This is a genomic window from Kineosporia succinea (genome assembly GCF_030811555.1).
Classification (GTDB): Bacteria; Actinomycetota; Actinomycetes; order Actinomycetales; family Kineosporiaceae; genus Kineosporia; species Kineosporia succinea.
The window spans coordinates 346,026-364,471 of the sequence record NZ_JAUSQZ010000001.1; the positions used below are offsets into that span (position 1 = coordinate 346,026).

An 18,446-nucleotide genomic window follows, 5' to 3' on the forward strand; every position below is an offset into this window, starting at 1 on the left:
GTTCTTGTCGGTGGTCGCGGGCAGAGTAGGTCTCGTGCTTCTCGCCGACATCGCGGCGGCCTCCGAGGCCGTCGCCGCCGCCTCCGCCCGGCGCGACAAGATCGCGTTGCTGGCCGCCTGCCTGCGTCAGGCGTCCGGCACCGATGCGCCCGTGGTGGCGGCGTGGCTGTCCGGGCGCACCTTCCAGCGGCGCACCGGTCTGGGCTGGGCGTCGCTGCGGTCCGCTCCCCCGCCCGCCGTCTCGCCCTCTCTCACGGTGCAGATGGTGGACGCGTCGCTCGCCCGCGCCTCTCTTCTCACCGGCCCGGGGTCGAGTGGAGAGCGACAGCAGATCGTGCTCGAGCTGATGACGGCCGCCACCGCGCCCGAGCAACGGCTCCTGACCGGCCTGATCTCCGGTGAGCTGCGGCAGGGGGCGGCCGCCGGCCTGATCGTCGACGCGGTGGCCAAGGCCGCGGCGGTGCCCCTGGCCTCGGTGCGGCGGGCTCTGGCCGTGCACGGCGACCTGCCCGACGTGGCCGCCGCCGCGCTCGAGGGCGGTGAGGCGGCGTTGTCCGCGTTCCAGCTCTCGGTCGGCCGGGCCCTGGCCCCGATGCTGGCCGCGCCCGCCCCCGAACTCGACGCGGCGCTGGCCAAGACCGGCCCGGCCGGCGTGGAGTGGAAGCTCGACGGCGTGCGCGTGCAGATCCACCGGCAGGGTGACGAGGTGGCCGTGTTCACCCGCACGCTCGACGACATCACCGCCCGGGTGCCCGAAGTGGTGCGGGTCGTGCGCGAACTCGACGTCGGGCAGGCCATTCTCGACGGTGAGGTGATCGCGGCCACCGCGTCCGGCCGGCCGGCGCCGTTCCAGGTCACGAGTGCCCGGGTGGCCCGGCGTGACGTCGAGAAGGCGAGCGCCGCAACTCCTCTGAGCCTGACTCTGTTCGACGCGCTGCACGTCGACGGTGACGATCTGATCGACCGGCCCGGCTCCGGCCGCCGCACCCGTCTGGAGGCGGCGGCGCCGTCGCTGGTGGTGCCCCGGCACGTGGTCGAAGATCCTTCCGAGGCCGAAGACGTGTCGCGGGCGCAGGCTTTTGCCGCCGACGCCCTGGCCCGTGGGCACGAGGGCGTGGTGGTGAAGTCGCTCGAGGCCGCATACACGATGGGCCGGCGCGGGGCGGGCTGGGTCAAGGTCAAGCCGCGCATCACGCTCGACCTGGTGGTGCTCGCGGCCGAGTGGGGGCACGGGCGGCGCACCGGCAAGCTGTCGAACCTGCACCTGGGCGCCCGCGATCCCGACGGCGAGTACGGCCCGCCCGGCGGATTCGTCATGCTGGGCAAGACCTTCAAGGGCCTGACCGACCAGATGCTGGCGTGGCAGACCGAGCGGTTGCAGGCGCTGGCCGAGCGTGAGGCGAAGTGGGTCGTGCACGTGCGGCCCGAGCTGGTCGTCGAGATCGCGTTCGACGGGGTGCAGCGCTCGCCGCGCTATCCGGCCGGACTCGCGTTACGTTTCGCCCGGGTGCTGGCCCATCGTCCGGACAAGTCCGCCGCCGAGGCCGACACCATCACCACCGTGCGCGGTCATCACGTCGTCGACGACGAGGCGGCCGCCGAAGCCGAGGAGACGGAGCAGGTTTGACGACGGGCAAGGAAGACCGGCACGGCGGGAAAGACCTTCGGCACGAGGGAGACCGCAGCGACGAGGGTGCCGTCGTCGCGAGGAGAGGGCTGGGCGCGCCGGCCGCACACGGTCCGACCGCCGGCACCGGTCCGACCGCGGGTACCGGTCCGACCGCGGGTACCGGTCCGACCTCCGGTGCCGGTCCGACCTCCGGTGCCGGTCCGACCTCCGGTGCCGGTCCGACCTCCGGTGCCGGTCCGACCTCCGGTGCCGGTCCGACCTCCGGTGCCGGTCCGACCTCCGGTGCCGGTCCGACGCCGGGCGACAGCCTGGCCGACGACCCGCCCTCCGAGCACGAGGGGCGGCTGGTCCTCGGCGGGCTGCTGCTGTTCCTCGGTGTCGCGCTGTTCGGCGGGTTCGTGCTGGTGCTGGTACTCGTCGCGACCGGTCTGCCGGGTGTACCGCGCATCGATCACGACGTCGCGACCGGTCTGCACGGTTACGTCGTCGCCCGGCCCGGGCTGGAGGCGGTGCTCAACTTCGCCGGTCACGCCACCGAGCCGTTCGTGATCCGGGCGGTGTTCCTGATCCCGGCGTTCGTCCTGTGGCGGCACGGCGCCCGGCGGGCCGTGGCCTGGATGGTCGCCACCCTGGCCATCGGGGGCACGCTCAACGCCGTGGTCAAACTGCTCGTCGACCGGGCCCGCCCCGACCTGCCCGATCCGATCTACCTGGCCGCGGGGTCCAGCTTCCCGTCCGGGCACACCACCAACGCGGTGATGTTCGCCGGCATCGTGGTGGTGCTGCTCGACCCGAGTCTGCGCCACCACGTGCGTCTGCCCCGCGACGGGCACTTCGTGCGCAGCACCCGGGCGCGCGTCGGGTTGTGGGCCGGTGCGTTCACGTTCCCGGTGCTGGTGGCGCTCGACCGCCTCGGACTCGGCGTGCACTACCTGACCGACGTGGTCGGCGGGTTCTTCTTCGGGCTCTCGGTGCTGATGATCACCCTGGTGGCGTTCAGCCAGAGCAGCACCCTGAAACTCTGGCCGCGAAAAGCCCGGGCCTGAAACCGGGGCGGCCCGCAAAACGAGGCGGCCCGCAAAACGAGGCAGCCCGCAAAACGAGGCAGCCCGCAAAACGAGGCAGCCCGCAAAACGAGGCAGCCCGCAAAACGAGGCAGCCCGCAAAACGAGGCAGCCCGCAAAACGAGGCAGCCCGCAAAACGAGGCAGCCCGCGCCCTCGGTGACCCGAGAGGCGCGGGCGCCACAACGTCCGCAAGCCACAACGTCCGCAAGCCACGACCGCAAGCAGACTCAGACCAGGTGGTCGAACTCGCCCTTCTTCGCCCCGTCGAGCCACGCATCCCACTCGCCGGGCGTGAACGACAGCACGTCGCCGGTCTCGCCGTCTTTCGAGTAGCGCACCTCGATCATGCCCTCAAGACGCCGCATCTCGACGAACTCGTCAGCGCCCTCGGCGCCGCTGGCCTTGATCCATCCGCTGTCGATGCTCATCTGCACTCCCCGTGTACCGGAAATCACCGAACGAACAAGCTGCAGCGTAACGGACCAATCAGCTGTCGCCGCGCCCCTTGCGCTCGTTCTCCTCGGCCAGGAAGCGCTCGAGTTCGGCCCCCAGCTCGTCGGCGGTGGGCAGCTCACCCGGACCGTCGGCCAGCGGCAGCGCGTTGCCCTCACCGGCGACGTAGGCGTCGTACTGCTGCTCGAGCGCACTGACCACGGCGGCGACCTCGGGCTGCCCGGAGACCTGCTCCTCGATCGCGGCGCGGGTCTCGATACCCGCCTCGATCAGCGAACCGGTGGGCAGGGTCAGGTCGGCGACGTCGGCCACCGCGTCGACCAGGGCGACCGCGGCGTCGGGGAACTCGGCCTGCGTCAGGTAGTGCGGCACGTGCACAGCGAAACCGGCCGCGTCCTTACCGGCCTGGCCCAACCGCAGCTCGAGCAGGCCCGCGACGTTGCCGGGCACCTGCACGTTGCCGGCCCAGACGTTCTTGATGTCGATCAGGTTCTTGCGGGTGGCGTGCGCGGTCATCCCGGACGGGCGGGTGTGCGGCACGGCCATCGGGATCGCGTGCACCCCGACGGTGAGGCGCACGTCGTAGTGGTCGACGAGCTGGGTGACCGCGGCGACGAAACGCTCCCACTGGATGTCCGGCTCGGGGCCCGTCAGCATCAGGAACCCGCGGCCCTCGACGTCCTTGACCTCTTCGAGGATCAGGCGCGGCGCCTCGTAGCTCTCCCAGTGGTTCTCCATGAACGTCATGGGGGGCCGACGAGCGCGGTAGTCGTAGAGCTGGTCGACGTCGAACTCGGCCAGCACCTTGTGCTCGAGCGAACTGAGCAGGTGCTCACCGGCCAGCCGGCCGGCATTGCCCGCGTCGATGAAGCCCCCGAGGGCGTGAAGCAGCACGGGCCGCTCGAGCGCTCCTTCTTCGGGCTGCTCGTCGGCGAGCGTGTAGAGATCCCTCGGATCCAGCACGAACGTCCTCCTCCATCGCCGGGCGCGCCAACCACCGTCGCGCACTGTGCTCGTATCGGCCCGATCCGCGACGACACCGACTCTGGGGTCGGTGCTCCGAAACGGGCACCCGGCACCTATAACGCTACCGGCCCGTGTCTGAATCCCCGATCCAGATCCACCCTCAGCGAACAGCGTGCGGGAAACCCACGGGAACCGCATCCGGTCGGCACCCCGGACGGGGTTCCCGTGAGCTCTTGACGCCCGTCACTCAGCGTCATCCGCCCCCGCGGAAGGAGCGGCCGACTCGTCCTCGGCGAGGATCCGGTAGATGGCGCGCCGGGCCTCGTCGAGCGCCTGCCGGGTGCGCTCCACCTGCTCGTCCGAGCCGAGCCGGGCGACCTGCTGCGTCGCCAGACCGAGCGCTCCCATGCCCTCGAACAGGCTCTGCACCCGCTGCCGCTGACCGGGACCGGCCATCGACCAGGGCTCGTGGAACTCGGACGGGTTCTGCTGCACGGCTTCGTGACCGGCGTCGGTGATCGAGAAGACCTTGCGGCCGCCCTCGGCGTCCTCGGCCCGGATCAGCCCCTCGTCCTGCAACTGCTGCAGCACCGGGTAGACCGATCCCGGGCTCGGGCGCCACAGGCCACCGCTGCGCTTGGTCAGCTCACCCATGATCGCGTAGCCGTGGTAGCCCTGGCGCGGCTCCTCGTCGAGGAGGGCCAGGATCGCGGCCCGCACGTTGCCCCGCGGGCGGCGACCACCTCGCCCACCGCGCCCCGGACCCCGGCCGTCACCACCGGGACCGCCCGGTCCCCAGCCGCCGCGGCCGAAACCGCCCCGGCCGAAGCCACCCGGACCGAAGCCACCCGGACCGAACCCGCCCGGCCCGAATCCCCCGGGCCCGAAACCGCCGGGACCACCGAAGCGACCGAAACCACCACGTCCACCGTGGATGGGGCCGTCGTCCTCCCCCTCCGGGAAGTCCTCGGGATCGATCCCCGGGCCGGCCGCCCGGGCGCCGAAGGCACCGAAGGCCCCCCGGCGAGGGCCGAAACCGGGACCGAAACCGGGACCGAAACCGCGACCGAAACCGCGACCACCGCCGTGACCGTGACCACGACCGGACCGCCGCCCGGGACCGAACGCCCCGGGACCACCTTCGCCGTCCGGCGAACCCCACTCGGGCCCGCCCTCGTTCATCTCGTCGGCGTGCTCACGCAGTCGGCGAGCACGCTCCTCGTTCATCTCTGCCTGTTGCATCTGTCTGCTCCTCAGGATCGGCCGACCGCTCCGTGCGAGCATCGGCGATACGTCAACGATATATCGCTAACGTATCGCTGTCGACACCGCGACCGAAACGGCCGCCTCCCGTACACCCGTTGATCCAACGCGAGCGGGTGCTGGACGGCGCATGCGCCGTCCAGCACCCGAACACCTCAGGACGCGAAGTCCCCCATCACGGAAACCCGCGACGGCCTCGACGAAAGCCCCCGGGGAGAAGCTCCCTCAGCGACCCGAGAGGTCGCGGGCGACCTCCACCTCCAGCGGGTAACGCGACGGGTCCCAGTCCTCCTCGCTCAGCGCCCACTGGTTCTCCGGCTCGTTCCCGGCGGCCGGGATGCTGAGCTGGTTGCGCGGCGGCAGCGGCTTCGCCCGGCGCGTCGACTCCAGCACCACCCGGGCGGCCCGCCCCTCGAGAACCAGTGTGGAGATGGCGTTCCCGAAGAGCGGGCCCCCGACGGCCCGCCACGTCATCACGGTCTCGGGGATCGTGCGGGGACGCGTGAACAACAGCCGGGCGAGACGCGTCACCGGAGCGGTCCAGGAGACGCTGAACGCCAGGCGCATCACCCCCGGGATCGTGTTGTGCACCGGCGAGCAGGTGAGCTGGTAGACCCGGGAAGGGTTTTCGGGCCGGTTCGCCATCAGCGGGGTCACGTCGGCCTCACAGATGTAGCTGTGGTGCACGTCGCCCGAGAGCACACAGACCGTCGCCGGGGCCTGCGGACCCGACGCCACGTCGGCGATCAGCCGGGCCAGCCGGTCGAACGATCCCCGGAACGCCGCCCAGTGCTCCAGGTCGGCCGCGCGCCGCATCTGCTCCCCCAGCCACGCCTTTCGCCCGGTGCCCTCGGCGAGATGCTCGTTCCAGGCCTCGATCTGATGCAGCGCCGGGGCCATCAGCCAGGGCAGGGACGTGCCGATGAGCAGGTGGTCGAAGTCGCCCCGGGCCTTCTCGGCGACCCAGTCGAACTCGGCGTCCGACAGCATCGAGCGGAAGTCACCGTCGAGCATCCGGCCGCAGCGGGAGTCGATGACCACCAGCCGGGTACGGCCCAGATCTCGCCAGAACGACCAGCGGTAGCCCTTTCCGCCGTCCGCCTCGGCGTCCGCGAACCGGGCGAACTCGCGCAGGTAGGGCGCCGCGTCCTCACCGGAGTCGGCCATCCCGAGCACGCGCCGGTACACCTCGTCGGCCGCCAGCTCGTCGGGCGAGAGGTTGCCGATGTGCTGGTAGACCCAGTAGGAGACCAGCCCGCCGACGATGCGCTCGCCCCACCAGCTGGTCTTCTTCATGTCCTCCCGCCACGAGCGCGAGGTGTTCCAGTCGTCGTGCACGTCGTGGTCGTCGAAGATCATCGCGGTCGGCACGGTCGACATCAGCCAGCGGATCTGCGGGTCGCTCCACGACTCGTGGTACAGCCAGGTGTACTCCTCGAAGTCGGCGACCTGACCGTGCGGGGGCTGCGAGATGTCCCGGTGCCCGGCGATGCGCTCACGGGTCAGCTCGGTGGTCTCGTCGGCGTAGACCTGGTCGCCGAGCATCACCATCAGGTCGGGCCAGCCGTCGTCCGGGTCGTTGGCGATCCGCACCGCGTAGGCCTCCAGCGCGTCCACCCCGTACTTGCGGCGCCCCTTCACCGTGCGCTGCGTGGCGACCCGGCACGAACCGTAGGCGATGCGCTGGGGACGGCCCGCCTCCAGCGTGCGGATGCGGGACGGCGGGAGCACACCGGGTGCCCCATCAGGTGAACCCGGCGACACGCCGCCGGAACCGGACTGTTCGGAATCTCGCACCGGTGGCCACACGCGTTCACCGTCCAGGCACACGTCGTAGCTCATCGACTGCGCGGGGTCCAGGCCGGTGACCTGCACGAGGGCGTAGTGATGGCCGCTGACCTCGAAGGTCTTCTGGGAGGAGCCGAGCACGGAGACGTCACAGCGAGTGTCTGTCTCGACCCAGACCGTGGCGTGGGTGGGGCCGACGTGCCGGAGAACGGGACCGAGGATCAAGGAGGGCACGCCCCCTTTCGTACCGCAGGCCCGGCTTGACCGCTACCGTCGAGCACCGTGAGCCGTCGCGTCCTGATCTCGGTACTGGTTGGTGTGCTGGTCATCGCCGGAGGAGGCGGTACAGCCCTGTACCTGCTGCTCCTGCGCGACAGTGACCAGAGCGGGCCCCAGAAGACCGCCGCCCAGGCCTTCGGGCGGGCCTGGACCGGAGGCAACCTCGGCACGCTGGGCTGGGCGCCCGGCGCGGACGACGCCTCCGGCTCGGTGCAGAAGATCACCGCCGGCCTCACCTCCGAGAAGACCGACAAGCCGTCCGGGGTCACCGCCGGCGACCCGGTCGCCTCCGACAGCGGCGACACCGCCACCGTGCCTCTGCACGTGACCTGGACGCTGGCCCGCGACCAGAAGTGGGAGTACGACTCCACGCTCACCCTGGTCCGGCAGGACGATGCCTGGCTGCCGCAGTACGCCCCGACGCTGGTGCACCCCGACCTCACCGGTGACCTGGCCACCGCGACGCTCGACGCCGACTCGGTGACCGGGGAGCGCGGCCGGATCCTCGGGGCGAACGACCGGGTGCTCGTCGAGAACCGGCCGGTGGTCGTGGTCGGGATGCAGAAATCCAAGGCCGGCAACGTGTCCACGTCGGTGGCCCGGGTCGCGAACATCCTCGACGTCGACGAGGCAGCCCTGCTGAAGCGGGTGAACGCGGCCGGGGCCGACGTCTTCGTCGACGTGATCACACTGCGCCGCGCCGCCTACGACGACGTGAGCGCCGACCTGAAGAAGGCCGACGGGGTGGTCTACCAGGAGAAGGAACTGCCGCTGACCCCCACCGCCGACTTCGGGCGTCCCCTCTTCGGCAACGTGGGCGCGGCCACCGCCGACATCGTGAAGGAGTCGGAGGGCCGGGTGCAGGCCGGTGACACGACCGGCCTGTCGGGCCTGCAGCGCCTGTACGACGAGCAGCTGGCCGGCACGCCGGGCGTCGTGGTCGAGGCCGAGCCCGAGGAGGGGGACGCCAAGGAGCTGTTCCGCGCCGAGGCCACCGACGGCGAGGACCTGAAGATCACCCTCGACGAAGAGGTCCAGAAGGCCGCGGACAAGGCCATCGCCACCGCGCCGCAGCTGGCCGGGATGGTCGCGATCGACACGAGGACCGGCAACATCCTGGCGGTCGCGAACGGCGGGCCGAACGGCAACAGCTACAACCGGGCCCTGCTCGGCCAGTACGCCCCCGGCTCGACCTTCAAGATCGCCTCGGGCCTGGGCCTGGTCGAGTACGGCGGGATGAAGGCCGACAAGACCGTGGCCTGTCCCAAGGCCCTGGTGGTCAGCGGCAAGAAGTTCATGAACGCCGAGGACGAGGTGCTCGGCAAGGTGCCCTTCTCCAGTGACTTCGCCCACTCCTGCAACACCGCCTTCGTCGGCAGCGCCAAGCTGATCAGCCAGGAGGAGCTGGCCGAGGCCGCGGCCTCGCTGGGTTACGGCCAGAAGAACGCCACCGGGGTCACGGCCTTCACCGGCTCGGTGCCGACCGGCGGCACCGACGTCGACCACGCCGCCGCGATGATCGGCCAGGGCAAGGTGCTGGCCAGCCCGATGGCCGTGGCGAGCGCCTCGGCCGCGATCGCGAGCGGCACCTGGAACGCGCCGAAGCTCGTGCTGAACGGGCGGGACACCCCCGAGGTGGAGCCGGTGAAGCTGAACGCCGCGAACGCGAAGACCATCCGGGCCCTGATGCGCGAGGTGGTCACGGACGGAACCGGCGTGGTCATGAAGAACACGCCCGGTGGCCCGGTCTCGGGCAAGACCGGCACGGCCGAGTACGGCACCGACGTACCCCCCAAGACCAACGCCTGGTTCACCGGTTTCCAGGGGAACATCGCCTTCGCGGTGCTGGTCGAGGACGGTGACTTCGGGGGCAAGACGGCGGCCCCGATCGCCAAGAAGTTCCTGAGCGATCTCGCGTCGTAACCTCCACCCATCGGAAGGATGGGTAGAGTCCGCTGGCGATGACCGGAATGACCAGCAGATTCGACCGGACCCTGGTGACCTGGCTGGTCGTGATGCTCCTGGCCGGAGTCGGCCTGGCGGTGGGCTGGGTGGCGAAGGCCCCCTGTGTCGACACCTACCAGGTGGGCGGCGGGCAGGTGGCGCTCGACTGGCGGGACGGGCGGCAGTACGCGCTGCACTGCTACTCCGACGCGATCCCGCTCTACGGGGTCGACCGGCTGTCCGACGGCACCCTGCCGTACAAGACCACCTGGCTCGACGACAGCGGTAACGAGCGCGCCATGGAGTACCCGGTGGTGACCGGCATGCTCCAGTACGGCGTGATGAAGGTGACCAAGGCCTGGGTCGGCTCGGCCGGGTACACCGGCCCGGAGGTCGTGCCCTACTTCGTGATCATGGCGGTCGTGCTGGCCGTGGCCTGGCTGATCGCCGTCGCCTGCACGCTGCCGCTGGTGACGAAGAAGTGGCACGCCGTGCTGATGGCGCTGTCCCCCCTGGTGTTCGTGCACGCCTTCACCAACTTCGACACCCTGGCCGTGGCCCTGGCCGCCGGCGGGATGCTGGCCTGGGCCCGGCAGAAGCCCGTGCTGGCCGGTCTGCTGCTCGGGATCGGCGCGGCGGCCAAGCTCTACCCGCTCTTCATCCTCGGGCCGCTGCTGGTGCTCTGCTGGCGCTCGCGCACGCTGGGCCCCTGGTGGAAGGCCACGATCACCGCGGCGGCCGCCTGGATCGCCTGCAACGCGCCGTTCGCGCTGCTCTACCCGCGCGGCTGGTGGGAGTTCTTCCGCCTCAACTCCACCCGGGTCGCCGACCACGACTCGATCTACAACGCGCTCACCACGTTCACCAGCTGGACGGGCTTCGACGGCCCGGTCTACGCGGGTGAGTCGCCGGAGAAGCTCAACGCCTTCACCCTCGTCGCCTTCCTGGGCCTGTGCCTGGTGATCGGCGTGATCGGGCTGAGCGCCCCGACCCGGCCCCGGCTGGCCTCGCTCGTGTTCCTCGTGGTCGCCGCGTTCCTGCTGACCAACAAGGTGTGGAGCCCGCAGTACTCGCTGTGGCTGGTGCCCCTGGCGGTGCTCGCCCTGCCCCGGGTCTGGATCCTGCTGACCTGGATGCTGGTGGACGCGTGGGTCTGGTACCCGCGGCTCGGTTACTTCCTCGGGCTGCAGGATCCGGGACTGGGCAACTCGGCCGAGCGCTTCCTCACCGTGGTGCTGCTGCGCGACCTGCTGGTGGTGATCATCTGCGGCATGATCATCCACACGATCTACCGGCCCCAGGCCGATCCGGTACGACAAGGCGGTGCGGACGATCCGGCCTTCGGGCCCGTGAGTGATCAGCCGGACCGCAGGCTCGCCCCCGCGCGAGCCCTGACCTAGGCGGGAAGTCAGCGGTATGTCAGCGGCAAGATCTGCGGTGGACTCGAATCTGAGCTGGGACAACCTGGGCTGGGACTCGCTGGGCGACCAGCGCGTCATGGTGGTGGTCCTGGCGGTCGCGGCGATCGTGCTGACCGGCGAGCGCACCACCTGGCACGTGCTGCGCAACGTGGTGACGATCGCGCACGAGGGCGGTCACGCGGTGATCGCGCTGCTGATGGGCCGCGAGCTGGCCGGCATCAAGCTGCACTCCGACACCTCCGGGGTCACGCTCTCCCGGGGCAAGCCGCGCGGGCCGGGCATGATCTTCACCGCGCTCGCGGGCTATCCGGCGCCGTCGCTGCTCGGGGTGGGGCTGGCCGCGCTGATCGGGCTCGACCTGATCACCGTGCTGCTGTGGGTCGTGGTGGCGCTGCTGGCGATCCTGCTCACCCAGATCCGCAACGCGTTCGGGGTGCTGACCGTGGTCCTCACCGGCGGCGCGGCGGTCGCGGTGATGGTCTGGGGCAACGAGCGCACGGCCCTCGGCTTCGCCTGCGCGGTGACCTGGCTGCTGCTCATCGGCGGTCTGCGCGCGGTGATCGAGCTGCAGCGCTCACGCCGGGCGCAGGGCAGCGGGCGCCGGGGCGGGCCGCCGGTCACCTCCGACGCCGATCAGCTGGCCTGGCTCAGCCACGTGCCCGGGGTGCTCTGGGTGACGGTCTTCTTCGTCCTCAGCCTGGTGTGCATCGTGGCCGGCGGCTGGCTGATGCTGAGCTGGAACCCGTAAGCACTCGTCACGCAGGGCGCAACCGTGCCCCCGACCGGGTGAATTCCGGCCGGGGGTCTGAAACCCGCTCCTACAGGCACTCCTGGGCGAAGTCGTCCAGGCGGTGCTCCCAGCGCGACTGCATCCGGGGCCGCAGCTGCGACGGCAGCCCCTCGTGCCAGAGTCGCAACCGCGTACCGCCCGCCACCGGGGTCAGGTCGAGCTCGACCAGACTGGTGTCCAGATCGACGCCGGAGTGCCACGACAGCCGCAACTGCTCCAGGGGGTGGAAGCTCTGCACAACACCCGCGTCGCCGTCGTCACTGACGTACGTCTGGCCCTTACCCTGCAGCACGGCGCCGTGGCCGAGCCATACCGCGGTTCCCGTCGGGCTCACCAGCGCCTGCCAGACGTGACTCGCACTACCCGTGAACACCTTGCGCACATACACGAACTGCTCGGTCGGTACGACGGCATCGTCGACGAGCGCCGGAGGCAACCCCGCCTCCACCCGACCCAACTGCACGAATGTGGACATTTCCAGCCCCCTTGCGAATCAGCCATACCGATTCAGCACCCCCTCCCCGAGCCGGAGGGGCCAAATTCGGTCATCGTCGATACTCAGTCGGCGAGAAGGAAGGGTGCTTCAATCCCCCAAAAGCCTGTCGCACGAAAAGTCTGGGAACATGGCGGCAACACCCCCGTGAGAGGTACCGCTGGTGAACACTGTTTCGATACAGAGCCGGAAGACGCTCCAGGTCTTCTCCGGCCGGGCATACCCTGAGCTGGCCGAGGAGATCGTCAAGTATCTCGACGTCAGCCTGACGCCGCAGTCGGCCTACGAGTTCGCGAACGGCGAGATCTTCGTGCGGTTCGAGGAGTCGGTGCGAGGTGCGGACGCGTTCGTCGTCCAGGCCTGCGGCCAGGGCATCAACACCTGGGTGATGGAGACCCTGATCATGGTCGACGCGCTGAAGCGCGCCTCGGCCGACCGGATCACCGTGGTGCTGCCGTTCTACCCGTACGCCCGGCAGGACAAGAAGCACAAGGGTCGCGAGCCGATCTCGGCACGGCTCATCGCCGACCTGCTCCACACCGCCGGGGCCGACCGCCTGATGACGGTCGACCTGCACACCGACCAGACCCAGGGCTTCTTCGACGGCCCCGTCGACCACCTCTTCGCCATGCGGCTGCTCGCCGACCACGTGGCGTCGAAGTACAAGGGTGAGGACATCACCGTGGTCGCGCCCGACTCCGGCCGCGTGCGCGTGGCCGAGCGCTGGGCCGACCGTCTGGGGGGCGCGCCGCTGGCGTTCATCCACAAGACCCGTGACCCCCGCATGCCGAACACCGTGGTCACCAACCGCGTCGTCGGCGATGTCGAGGGCCGCACCTGTGTCCTGGTGGACGACATGATCGACACCGGGGGCACGATCACCAAGGCGGCCACCAAGCTGTTCGAGCAGGGCGCCAAGGACGTGATCATCGCGGCCACCCACGGCATCCTGTCCGACCCCGCCACCGAGCGGCTGCGAGACTGCGGCGCCACCGAGATCGTGCTCACCAACACGCTGCCGATCGACTCCGACCGGCTGCTGCCCAACTTCACCGTTCTCTCGATCGCCCCGCTGATCGCCCAGGCGATCCACGAGGTCTTCGAAGACGGCTCGGTCACCTCGCTCTTCAGCCAGGACGAAGTGCCGAACGAATAACGGACGACGTCCGTACCTTTCACCCGTCCGCCGCCTCAGGGGTCTGTCCCCCGAGGCGGCGACGTGCGTTTGCCCCCGGCGTCCCGCAGGCTCGGACCTCCTGGCCACCACGCGTTCTGGGGGGATCGCCGTGCCCGTTCGTCCTGCCGTCACCCGATTACTGATCTGTGCACTCACGGGCGTGGCGGTGATCACCTCCCTGGCGTCACCGGCCCGGGCGGACGACGTCTCCCTGACCGTGCCGCTCCACACCCGGGCCACCGACGTCACCCTGATCGGGGCGTCCACGACGGGGGCCGCGGTGCTCCAGACGGCGCCGTCGGCGCAGGATCCGGACGTCGTGCAGACCGGGGCCTGGGGCGCGACGCTGAAGCCGCGGCCCGAGGTCGTCACCACGCCCGGGTTCCGGGAGTACTTCCAGCAAGGGGCCGTCAGCGACGGGACGCTGGGCTGGGGCATGGCCTTCGTCGGATCGATCTCCTCCAGCACCCACCTGCACCGCACCGACCTGATCACCGGCGCCACGACCACCGACGGCCGGATCTCGGGCCGCTCCTTCACCCTGACCGGGTCGTCGTGGGTGTCGAGCCCGGACCCGTGGTCGGTGCTGCCCTTCGGGAGCCAGAAGCTGCTGGAGTACCCCCTGTCGAGCCTGCCGAACGGGGAGTGGGCCTCGCTGCCCACCACCTTGTGGAAACCCGGCGTCCCTTCCGGCACCACCCCCGTCGACACCCTGACCGCGTGGGCTGCGGACACCACCTCGGCCGTCGTCGCGACCCGCTCGATCGACGGCGGCTCGTCCTTCCAGCCCGACGGCCCGCTGCAGATCCTCGGCGTGCCGCTGGGCGGCGGCACGCCGCAGCTCCTGGCGACCGGGCCGGCCGCCGGGCTGACCGGTCTGGCGATCGGCGCGTCCACCGTCGCCTGGGCCACCGACTCCGGCACCACCCGCAGCGTCTCGGCGGTGGCCCGCACCGGCGGCACCCCACTCACCCGCGTCGAGACGGACGCCGACGCCGACCTGGCCCACCTGTCCGTCACCGACGACGGAACCGTCGGCTACCTCGTCCCCGGCGGCAGCACCGGCGTCACCCTGCGAACCGTGAACGGCTCGACCACCGCGGATCTCGCCCTCCCCGCCGGCAGCGCGGGCCTGGACGCGGTCGGCCGCGACTTCGTCACCGCGACCGGCCGGGGCACCGCACCGGGCGTGTACCGGATCAGCCCCGGCGGCTCCCCCGTGCTCGCGGCTCCACTGACACCGGCCGGATACCCGCTCGGGGCCTGGGATCTCGCGGCCGGGCGCGTCTACTACACCGACCGTTCCCGGGGCAGCGCCCGCAGCCTTCCGATCTTCAGCCGCGCGGTCGGGGCCGAGCTGGGGGCCGAGACCGAGCTGTCCGCACCGGCGGGCAGCCTGCCGGGCCCGAGCGGCCGGCCCACCGACCAGATCGAGCTGCCCGTCGCGTTCTCCGGCGCCCGTGGCCTGGTCGGCAGCCCGAGGTACAACCTGCAGTGGGACGTGCTGGACCGGGGTGAGCGGATCGCGGTCCTGGAACAGACACCGGTGAAAAACCGGGGATACCGGGAGTTTCCCGAGGCCGATCCGCAGATCTCGGGACCGTACGTCTCGCTCGGCGGCCAGATCCAGCGCACCGACGGCCAGCCCCTGTTCACACTGCCGGCGGCCGCCCGCACCGCCGCCCAGGTCTCGCTCTTCGGTTCGCAGGCGCTCTACGGCACCACCGCGTCCCGGCGCGGTCAGGTCTGGCTGGTGAACGCCGAGAAGCCCAGGCCGGTGAAGCTTTTCGAGCAGACCTGCGCCCACGCCCCGGCCGTCGCGCTGTGGGGACGCACGGCCGTCTGGCTGAACTGCACGGGCACCCGCGCGGCCGTGCGCGACCTGGTCACCGGCACGACCCGGAGCGTCGCGACCGGCACCACCGACCCGGATCCGGGCCTGACCCTGGGCGAAGGGGCCCTGGCCTGGCTGACCGGCGGCACGGTGACGGTGCTCGACCTGTCCGGGCCCGCGAGCGCCCCGGTTCCGCTGGCCGGCACCGGCATCACGTCGCTGGCCCTGGACACCGGCCGGATCGCGACGACGGACGCCTCCGGCCTCACCGTCGCTCCCCTGCCGTTCGAGGTCGCCTCGCACCCGCGGCTGACCGGCCTGACCCGTCTGCTCGGCTTCAGCCCCGACGGTGACGGGGTGCGCGACGTCTGGGCGCCCACCTTCGACACCACCGAGGCGCTGGATTCGGCGACGCTGCGGATCACCTCCGAGAAGACCGGCAGGACGGTGTATTCGCAGACCACGCGGGACGTGGCCGACGGCGGGATCCGGGACTTGCGCTGGGACGGTTTCCTGGCCTCGGGTCTCGGCGCGCCCCGCGGCTACTACACCTGGAGTCTCACGGCCGAGTCCCCCACGGGCGCGGCCCTGACCACGGCGGCGGACGGGAAGAAGATCGCCGGGCGGATCGAGCTGAGCCGCTGACGCCTCCGGCGGTGAGCGGGTGGGGCCGACAGGCGGGTGACGGGGCGGGTGACGGGGCGGGGTGACGGGGCGGGGTGACGGGGCGGGGTGACGGGGCGGGCTGACGGGGCGGGCTGACGGGGCGGGCTGACGGGGCGGGCTGACGGGGCGGGTGATGGGGCCAAAGCGGCGGGTCCACACCAATTGCGGACGCGCCGGGGCACCTTTCGGTCGTCCCCGGCGATCCGCAGGCGGCACGACCGGGAACGGTCCCCGCCCGGACCGGTGGTGCTGGTGGGATGCGTGCATCCACACCGATCCGGGGGCACCATGCCGAGGTGTCCGGTCGCAGGCGGGAGAAGCGCAGATGGCCCCTGAACCAGTGGTCACGGGCCCGGCGGTCACCGGGGCGAGGGTGGTGCGGCCCCGCAGCGCCCCCGACCTCGAGGTCCGGATCGAGGCCGACGACACGCTCAGCGTCTCGCGGGACGTCCCCCCTCCCCCGGGTCCTCCCGAGAACCCCGAGACCCCCGGGGCCGGTGGTGGACGACCGGCGCACCCGATGCGGCACGTCCGGCTGGTGCCGGGCGTGCTCGCCCTGTCGCTGGTGCTGAGCGGCGCGGTCGACGCGCCCGGCAGCAGCGACGAGCCGGTGCGCACGCGGGAGCAGGCCCTGACCGCGCGCACGGTCACGCCCGCGGCGTCGCTGGTGCTGTCCGGGCACCCGGCGCCCAGCGCGGTGCGGCTGATCGGCGCGTCCGAGCACGGGATCGCGATCTGGCAGGGGGCGGCCGGCGGGCTGGACACGGACCTCAGCCGCCCTCAGGCCGTCTACACCGGGGCGCTGACCGGCGCCGACGGAACCATGCGGCTCACCGAGCGGCCGGGGGCCGGGGCCTCCACCCGGGCCGGGGCGCTGGTGCGGCTGAGCGTGGCCGGTCCGGTGCTGACCTGGTACGAGCTCGGCGGTGAGGGCGACACCACGGCCTACCCGCAGGAGAAGCGGCTCGACCTGGCCGGGGGCGCCGACGTCACCGACGACCGCACCGCGTCCCTCGCCGTGCGCCAGAAGATCAAGGGCGGCGGGGCGACCACGCCGTACACCCAGATCGACGGGGACGGCACGCTCGCGACCACCGAGCCCGGGCGCTGGCTGGAGTTCGGCGGCCTGTCGGCGCGGATCGTGGCGCACGAGGGCCGCTGGGTGCTGGAGTCCCGCCGCGGCGGCGAACCCGTCACCCGCGCGGTGCTGCCCCAGGACATCAACGTCAATTCGGGGCTCGACGCGGTCGGCGACCGGCTCTACACCGTCTCCAGCGGTCTGCACCCGGCGGTCTGGGTGGTGCAGGGCAGCCGTGTCACCAAGGTCGCCGACGTTCCCGCCGCGCGGTACCCGATCGGCTCATGGGCCCTGTCCGGCGGATCGGTGCACTACACCGACCACTCGTCGGGCAAGCGCGCGCACGTGTTCTCGAGCACGGTGAGCGGGACGGACGGGAGCATCACCCTGGGCCCCACGAAGCGGGGCGAGCAGGTGGCCGGGACCACCGCCGGGGGCACCTCCCCGGCCCGAGGGGCCGGCGGGACCACCATCCCGATCGGCTGGTCGGCGGGCCGTGCCGCCCTGGCCGACCCGCGGGGGCCCGGCCAGTGGCAGCTGCTCGACCAGGGCCGCACGAACGCGGTGGTGGGGCAGCGGCTGGTGACGCTGAACGGCGAGAAGCAGCGCGTGGACGACGCGACGCCGGCGGTGTCGGGTTCCTACACGCTGGTCGCGGGGCAGGTGTTCCGCCCCGACGGCGAACTGGTCTGGACCGAGCCGGCGGCCGCCGCGCTGGCCGGGCAGGACGACCTGTACGGCGCCGACATCGTCTACTCGGTGCCGGCGGGCGGGCAGGACGACGAGGGCAACGACCTGGCCGGGGTCTGGTCGGTCAACGCCGAGCGGCCGCTGCCGGTGCGCCTCGACACCGAGAGCTGCGCCACCGCCCCCGAGGTCGCGATCTGGGCGGGTTCGGCGGCCTGGGCCACCTGCGACGGCTCCCGGATCACGGTGCAGGACCTGACCACCGGCCAGATCCGCGACGTGGACACCGGTCTGGGCCTCATCGTCGGCTCGGACCCGGCCCCGATCACCGGGCTGACGCTCGGCGAAGGGCTCCTGGCCTGGAAGGACGGCAACGCGCTGAGCCTGCTCGATCTCTCCGACGCCGGTTCCTCACCGATCGTGCTGCCCGGCGCGACCGGCCGCTTCACGGTGGACGCCGGTCTGGTGGCCCGCGAGGTCACGACCGGCGGGGCGAGCGAACTGGTCATCGACAAGGCGCCGTTCACGGTGAACCAGCGTCCCCGGCTGATCGCGGCGGCCGCTCCGCTCGGCTTCACCCCGGACGGCGACGGCCGGCAGGACACCTGGAAGCCGCAGTTCGACGTGACCCGGCCGGTGGAGAAGGCCCGGCTGCGGATCCTGGCGCCGTCCGGCCGGGTGATGCGCACGTTCGAGATCAAGGGCGGCGGCGACGGCAGTCTGCGCGGCATCACCTGGGACGGGCGCTCGAACGCCGGGATGCGGCTGCCCGAGGGTCCCTACGACTGGGAGCTGACCGCGACCGCCACCGACGGCGGGGGCACGCTCACCTCGGCGGACTCCCCGGCCCGGGCCCGCGGCACGATCGAGATCAGCGCGGTGGCTCCGGAACGGCCCGGGGCCCGGTAAGT

13 protein-coding genes are annotated in these 18,446 nt (G+C 71.7%); 8 read left to right on the top strand and 5 right to left on the bottom strand.

Annotation, left to right across the window (positions count from 1 at the left end):
- Positions 1–34 precede the first annotated feature (34 nt).
- Positions 35–1,627 (top strand): ATP-dependent DNA ligase, encoded by a 1,593-nt coding sequence (locus J2S57_RS01595; RefSeq protein WP_307237366.1) that lies wholly within the window; start codon positions 35–37, stop codon positions 1,625–1,627.
- The gene (locus J2S57_RS01600) at positions 1,624–2,676 is read left to right on the top strand and encodes a phosphatase PAP2 family protein (protein WP_307237369.1); all 1,053 of its coding nucleotides are present in this window, start codon (positions 1,624–1,626) and stop codon (positions 2,674–2,676) included. The genes J2S57_RS01595 and J2S57_RS01600 overlap by 4 nt, the downstream gene beginning before the upstream one ends.
- A gap of 247 nt (positions 2,677–2,923) precedes the next feature.
- Here J2S57_RS01600 and J2S57_RS01605 read toward each other — a convergent pair whose 3' ends face one another.
- From J2S57_RS01605 to J2S57_RS01620, 4 genes are all read right to left on the bottom strand, one after another.
- A complete protein-coding gene (locus J2S57_RS01605) occupies positions 2,924–3,124 on the bottom strand; it encodes a DUF397 domain-containing protein (RefSeq protein WP_307237372.1) in 201 nt (66 codons plus the stop codon).
- A gap of 58 nt (positions 3,125–3,182) precedes the next feature.
- The gene (locus J2S57_RS01610; RefSeq protein WP_307237374.1) at positions 3,183–4,112 is read right to left on the bottom strand and encodes a PAC2 family protein; all 930 of its coding nucleotides are present in this window, start codon (positions 4,110–4,112) and stop codon (positions 3,183–3,185) included.
- A 246-nt stretch (positions 4,113–4,358) separates the two neighbouring features.
- Positions 4,359–5,357, bottom strand: coding sequence for a PadR family transcriptional regulator (locus J2S57_RS01615; protein ID WP_307237377.1), 999 nt, complete (start codon positions 5,355–5,357; stop codon positions 4,359–4,361).
- Positions 5,358–5,603: 246 nt separating this feature from the next.
- Positions 5,604–7,400: an alkaline phosphatase D family protein gene (locus tag J2S57_RS01620; protein WP_307237380.1), complete on the bottom strand. Its 1,797-nt coding sequence runs from the start codon at positions 7,398–7,400 to the stop codon at positions 5,604–5,606.
- Between the two features lie 48 nt (positions 7,401–7,448).
- Here J2S57_RS01620 and J2S57_RS01625 point away from each other — a divergent pair, with 48 nt between their 5' ends.
- The 3 genes from J2S57_RS01625 to J2S57_RS01635 are packed head-to-tail and all read left to right on the top strand — an operon-like array spanning position 7,449 to position 11,558.
- Entirely contained in the window at positions 7,449–9,368 is a 1,920-nt protein-coding gene (locus J2S57_RS01625) for a penicillin-binding transpeptidase domain-containing protein (protein WP_307237383.1), read from the top strand.
- A 47-nt stretch (positions 9,369–9,415) separates the two neighbouring features.
- A complete protein-coding gene (locus J2S57_RS01630; RefSeq protein WP_307237386.1) occupies positions 9,416–10,789 on the top strand; it encodes a glycosyltransferase family 87 protein in 1,374 nt (457 codons plus the stop codon).
- 16 nt (positions 10,790–10,805) lie between these two features.
- Positions 10,806–11,558, top strand: a complete 753-nt coding sequence (locus J2S57_RS01635) for a M50 family metallopeptidase (RefSeq protein WP_370882426.1) — start codon at positions 10,806–10,808, stop codon at positions 11,556–11,558.
- Positions 11,559–11,628: 70 nt separating this feature from the next.
- On the opposite strand, the gene J2S57_RS01640 is transcribed toward J2S57_RS01635, so the two are convergent.
- Complete coding sequence (locus J2S57_RS01640; RefSeq protein ID WP_307237392.1) at positions 11,629–12,075, bottom strand: SRPBCC family protein; 447 nt, start codon at positions 12,073–12,075, stop codon at positions 11,629–11,631.
- A gap of 181 nt (positions 12,076–12,256) precedes the next feature.
- Between J2S57_RS01640 and J2S57_RS01645 the strand changes: the two genes are divergently transcribed.
- From J2S57_RS01645 to J2S57_RS01655, 3 genes are all read left to right on the top strand, one after another.
- Entirely contained in the window at positions 12,257–13,249 is a 993-nt protein-coding gene (locus J2S57_RS01645) for a ribose-phosphate diphosphokinase (protein ID WP_307237394.1), read from the top strand.
- 181 nt (positions 13,250–13,430) lie between these two features.
- Positions 13,431–15,749 (top strand): FlgD immunoglobulin-like domain containing protein, encoded by a 2,319-nt coding sequence (locus J2S57_RS01650; RefSeq protein ID WP_307237397.1) that lies wholly within the window; start codon positions 13,431–13,433, stop codon positions 15,747–15,749.
- 346 nt (positions 15,750–16,095) lie between these two features.
- Positions 16,096–18,444, top strand: coding sequence for a FlgD immunoglobulin-like domain containing protein (locus J2S57_RS01655; RefSeq protein WP_307237401.1), 2,349 nt, complete (start codon positions 16,096–16,098; stop codon positions 18,442–18,444).
- Positions 18,445–18,446 lie beyond the last annotated feature (2 nt).

Excerpts from the sequence above, each read along its gene's own strand:
- J2S57_RS01640 (WP_307237392.1), bottom strand. The coding sequence starts at position 12,075 with ATGTCCACATTCGTGCAGTTGGGTCGGGTGGAGGCGGGGTTGCCTCCG.
- J2S57_RS01615 (WP_307237377.1), bottom strand. The coding sequence starts at position 5,357 with ATGCAACAGGCAGAGATGAACGAGGAGCGTGCTCGCCGACTGCGTGAG.
- J2S57_RS01605 (WP_307237372.1), bottom strand. The coding sequence starts at position 3,124 with ATGAGCATCGACAGCGGATGGATCAAGGCCAGCGGCGCCGAGGGCGCT.
- J2S57_RS01655 (WP_307237401.1), top strand. The coding sequence starts at position 16,096 with ATGGCCCCTGAACCAGTGGTCACGGGCCCGGCGGTCACCGGGGCGAGG.
- J2S57_RS01630 (WP_307237386.1), top strand. The coding sequence starts at position 9,416 with ATGACCAGCAGATTCGACCGGACCCTGGTGACCTGGCTGGTCGTGATG.
- J2S57_RS01635 (WP_370882426.1), top strand. The coding sequence starts at position 10,806 with ATGTCAGCGGCAAGATCTGCGGTGGACTCGAATCTGAGCTGGGACAAC.